Origin of the sequence: Pseudomonas sp. NBRC 111119, assembly GCF_001320125.1 — a bacterium.
Lineage (GTDB): Bacteria > Pseudomonadota > Gammaproteobacteria > Pseudomonadales > Pseudomonadaceae > Aquipseudomonas > Aquipseudomonas parafulva.
Map to the genome: position 1 here is coordinate 1 of NZ_BCAV01000092.1, position 5,163 is coordinate 5,163.

Below are 5,163 nucleotides of genomic sequence, written 5' to 3' on the forward strand. Positions count from 1 at the left end.
AAAAACTTCAAAATAAACGCTTGACAGCAAATGAGGAAAGCGTAGAATGCGCGCCTCGGTTGAGACGAAACGCTCTTAGCCAAACGCTCTTTAACAAATCGAATCAAGCAATTCGTGTGGGTGCTTGTGAGTACGGACTGATAGTCACAAAGATTATCAGCATCACAAGTGGCCATGCGAGAAATCACATAGTCATTTGAGATTGCTGAGCCAAGTTTAGGGTTTCTTAAAAACCCAAGCAGTATTGAACTGAAGAGTTTGATCATGGCTCAGATTGAACGCTGGCGGCAGGCCTAACACATGCAAGTCGAGCGGATGATGGGAGCTTGCTCCTGGATTCAGCGGCGGACGGGTGAGTAATGCCTAGGAATCTGCCTGGTAGTGGGGGACAACGTTTCGAAAGGAACGCTAATACCGCATACGTCCTACGGGAGAAAGCAGGGGACCTTCGGGCCTTGCGCTATCAGATGAGCCTAGGTCGGATTAGCTTGTTGGTGAGGTAATGGCTCACCAAGGCGACGATCCGTAACTGGTCTGAGAGGATGATCAGTCACACTGGAACTGAGACACGGTCCAGACTCCTACGGGAGGCAGCAGTGGGGAATATTGGACAATGGGCGAAAGCCTGATCCAGCCATGCCGCGTGTGTGAAGAAGGTCTTCGGATTGTAAAGCACTTTAAGTTGGGAGGAAGGGTTGTAGATTAATACTCTGCAATTTTGACGTTACCGACAGAATAAGCACCGGCTAACTCTGTGCCAGCAGCCGCGGTAATACAGAGGGTGCAAGCGTTAATCGGAATTACTGGGCGTAAAGCGCGCGTAGGTGGTTTGTTAAGTTGGATGTGAAAGCCCCGGGCTCAACCTGGGAACTGCATCCAAAACTGGCAAGCTAGAGTACGGTAGAGGGTGGTGGAATTTCCTGTGTAGCGGTGAAATGCGTAGATATAGGAAGGAACACCAGTGGCGAAGGCGACCACCTGGACTGATACTGACACTGAGGTGCGAAAGCGTGGGGAGCAAACAGGATTAGATACCCTGGTAGTCCACGCCGTAAACGATGTCAACTAGCCGTTGGAATCCTTGAGATTTTAGTGGCGCAGCTAACGCATTAAGTTGACCGCCTGGGGAGTACGGCCGCAAGGTTAAAACTCAAATGAATTGACGGGGGCCCGCACAAGCGGTGGAGCATGTGGTTTAATTCGAAGCAACGCGAAGAACCTTACCAGGCCTTGACATGCAGAGAACTTTCTAGAGATAGATTGGTGCCTTCGGGAACTCTGACACAGGTGCTGCATGGCTGTCGTCAGCTCGTGTCGTGAGATGTTGGGTTAAGTCCCGTAACGAGCGCAACCCTTGTCCTTAGTTACCAGCACGTTATGGTGGGCACTCTAAGGAGACTGCCGGTGACAAACCGGAGGAAGGTGGGGATGACGTCAAGTCATCATGGCCCTTACGGCCTGGGCTACACACGTGCTACAATGGTCGGTACAGAGGGTTGCCAAGCCGCGAGGTGGAGCTAATCTCACAAAACCGATCGTAGTCCGGATCGCAGTCTGCAACTCGACTGCGTGAAGTCGGAATCGCTAGTAATCGCGAATCAGAATGTCGCGGTGAATACGTTCCCGGGCCTTGTACACACCGCCCGTCACACCATGGGAGTGGGTTGCACCAGAAGTAGCTAGTCTAACCTTCGGGGGACGGTTACCACGGTGTGATTCATGACTGGGGTGAAGTCGTAACAAGGTAGCCGTAGGGGAACCTGCGGCTGGATCACCTCCTTAATCGACGACATCAGCCTGCTGATGAGCTCCCACACGAATTGCTTGATTCATTTGCTGATCAGAACTCAGAAATGAGCATTCCCTGTGAATGTTGATTTCTGGCTTTTGTCAGACCGTTCTTTAAAAATTCGGATATGTGATAGATATAGACTGACACGCACTTTCACTGGTGTGTGATCAGGCTAAGGTAAAATTTGTGAGTTCTGCGCGAAAGCGCAACATGCGAATTTTCGGCGAATGTCGTCTTCACAGTATAACCAGATTGCTTGGGGTTATATGGTCAAGTGAAGAAGCGCATACGGTGGATGCCTTGGCAGTCAGAGGCGATGAAAGACGTGGTAGCCTGCGAAAAGCTTTGGGGAGTCGGCAAACAGACTGTGATCCAGAGATCTCTGAATGGGGGAACCCAGCCAGCACAAGCTGGTTATCTTGTACTGAATACATAGGTGCAAGAGGCGAACCAGGGGAACTGAAACATCTAAGTACCCTGAGGAAAAGAAATCAACCGAGATTCCCTTAGTAGTGGCGAGCGAACGGGGACCAGCCCTTAAGTTGATTTGAGATTAGTGGAACGCTCTGGAAAGTGCGGCCATAGTGGGTGATAGCCCCGTACACGAAAATCTCTTGTCAATGAAATCGAGTAGGACGGAGCACGAGAAACTTTGTCTGAATATGGGGGGACCATCCTCCAAGGCTAAATACTACTGACTGACCGATAGTGAACCAGTACCGTGAGGGAAAGGCGAAAAGAACCCCGGAGAGGGGAGTGAAATAGAACCTGAAACCGTATGCGTACAAGCAGTGGGAGCCTACTTTGTTAGGTGACTGCGTACCTTTTGTATAATGGGTCAGCGACTTATATTCAGTGGCGAGCTTAACCGAATAGGGGAGGCGTAGCGAAAGCGAGTCTTAATAGGGCGTTTAGTCGCTGGGTATAGACCCGAAACCGGGCGATCTATCCATGGGCAGGTTGAAGGTTAGGTAACACTGACTGGAGGACCGAACCGACTACCGTTGAAAAGTTAGCGGATGACCTGTGGATCGGAGTGAAAGGCTAATCAAGCTCGGAGATAGCTGGTTCTCCTCGAAAGCTATTTAGGTAGCGCCTCATGTATCACTGTAGGGGGTAGAGCACTGTTTCGGCTAGGGGGTCATCCCGACTTACCAAACCGATGCAAACTCCGAATACCTACAAGTGCCGAGCATGGGAGACACACGGCGGGTGCTAACGTCCGTCGTGAAAAGGGAAACAACCCAGACCGTCAGCTAAGGTCCCAAAGTCATGGTTAAGTGGGAAACGATGTGGGAAGGCTTAGACAGCTAGGAGGTTGGCTTAGAAGCAGCCACCCTTTAAAGAAAGCGTAATAGCTCACTAGTCGAGTCGGCCTGCGCGGAAGATGTAACGGGGCTCAAACCATGCACCGAAGCTACGGGTATCACCTTAGGGTGATGCGGTAGAGGAGCGTTCTGTAAGCCTGTGAAGGTGAGTTGAGAAGCTTGCTGGAGGTATCAGAAGTGCGAATGCTGACATGAGTAACGACAATGCGAGTGAAAAACTCGCACGCCGAAAGACCAAGGTTTCCTGCGCAACGTTAATCGACGCAGGGTTAGTCGGTCCCTAAGGCGAGGCTGAAAAGCGTAGTCGATGGAAAACAGGTTAATATTCCTGTACTTCCAGTTATTGCGATGGAGGGACGGAGAAGGTTAGGCCAGCCTGGCGTTGGTTGTCCAGGTTTAAGGTGGTAGGCTGAAATCTTAGGCAAATCCGGGATTTCAAGGCCGAGAGCTGATGACGAGTTGCCTTTAGGCGACGAAGTGGTTGATACCATGCTTCCAAGAAAAGCTCCTAAGCTTCAGATAACTGGGAACCGTACCCCAAACCGACACAGGTGGTTAGGTAGAGAATACCAAGGCGCTTGAGAGAACTCGGGTGAAGGAACTAGGCAAAATGGCACCGTAACTTCGGGAGAAGGTGCGCCGGCGAAGGTGAAGGACTTGCTCCGTAAGCTTATGCCGGTCGAAGATACCAGGCCGCTGCGACTGTTTATTAAAAACACAGCACTCTGCAAACACGAAAGTGGACGTATAGGGTGTGACGCCTGCCCGGTGCCGGAAGGTTAATTGATGGGGTTAGCGCAAGCGAAGCTCTTGATCGAAGCCCCGGTAAACGGCGGCCGTAACTATAACGGTCCTAAGGTAGCGAAATTCCTTGTCGGGTAAGTTCCGACCTGCACGAATGGCGTAACGATGGCGGCGCTGTCTCCACCCGAGACTCAGTGAAATTGAAATCGCTGTGAAGATGCAGTGTATCCGCGGCTAGACGGAAAGACCCCGTGAACCTTTACTATAGCTTTGCACTGGACTTTGAATTTGCTTGTGTAGGATAGGTGGGAGGCTTTGAAGTGGGGACGCCAGTTCTCATGGAGCCATCCTTGAAATACCACCCTGGCAACTTTGAGGTTCTAACTCAGGTCCGTTATCCGGATCGAGGACAGTGTATGGTGGGTAGTTTGACTGGGGCGGTCTCCTCCCAAAGAGTAACGGAGGAGTACGAAGGTGCGCTCAGACCGGTCGGAAATCGGTCGTAGAGTATAAAGGCAAAAGCGCGCTTGACTGCGAGACACACACGTCGAGCAGGTACGAAAGTAGGTCTTAGTGATCCGGTGGTTCTGTATGGAAGGGCCATCGCTCAACGGATAAAAGGTACTCCGGGGATAACAGGCTGATACCGCCCAAGAGTTCATATCGACGGCGGTGTTTGGCACCTCGATGTCGGCTCATCACATCCTGGGGCTGAAGCCGGTCCCAAGGGTATGGCTGTTCGCCATTTAAAGTGGTACGCGAGCTGGGTTTAGAACGTCGTGAGACAGTTCGGTCCCTATCTGCCGTGGACGTTTGAGATTTGAGAGGGGCTGCTCCTAGTACGAGAGGACCGGAGTGGACGAACCTCTGGTGTTCCGGTTGTCACGCCAGTGGCATTGCCGGGTAGCTATGTTCGGAAGAGATAACCGCTGAAAGCATCTAAGCGGGAAACTTGCCTCAAGATGAGATCTCACTGGGATCTTGAATCCCCTAAAGGGCCGTCGAAGACTACGACGTTGATAGGTTGGGTGTGTAAGCGCTGTGAGGCGTTGAGCTAACCAATACTAATTGCCCGTGAGGCTTGACCATATAACACCCAAGCAATTTGCTCAGCAGATTGCGGTGGTGAAGACGCTACGAACCGAAAGTTCGCGATTCACAAACATCACATATCCGGATTCGCTGGAGTGTCTACCAAGACCTTCTGGCAACAGAATTTCTTGACGACCATAGAGCATTGGAACCACCTGATCCCATCCCGAACTCAGTAGTGAAACGATGCATCGCCGATGGTAGTGT

General features: G+C 51.4%; 1 protein-coding gene and 3 rRNA genes. All 4 read left to right on the plus strand.

Annotated elements, in window-relative coordinates; translation table 11 throughout:
- Positions 1-200: hypothetical protein (locus tag APH25_RS25815; RefSeq protein WP_218186314.1), on the plus strand; the 200-nt coding region annotated here is incomplete at its 5' end.
- A 46-nt stretch (positions 201-246) separates the two neighbouring features.
- Positions 247-1,782 (plus strand): 16S ribosomal RNA (locus tag APH25_RS24645).
- A 278-nt stretch (positions 1,783-2,060) separates the two neighbouring features.
- Positions 2,061-4,953: ribosomal RNA gene (locus APH25_RS24650) — 23S ribosomal RNA — on the plus strand.
- Positions 4,954-5,083: 130 nt separating this feature from the next.
- A 5S ribosomal RNA gene (gene rrf, locus APH25_RS24655) occupies positions 5,084-5,163 on the plus strand; the annotation flags it as partial.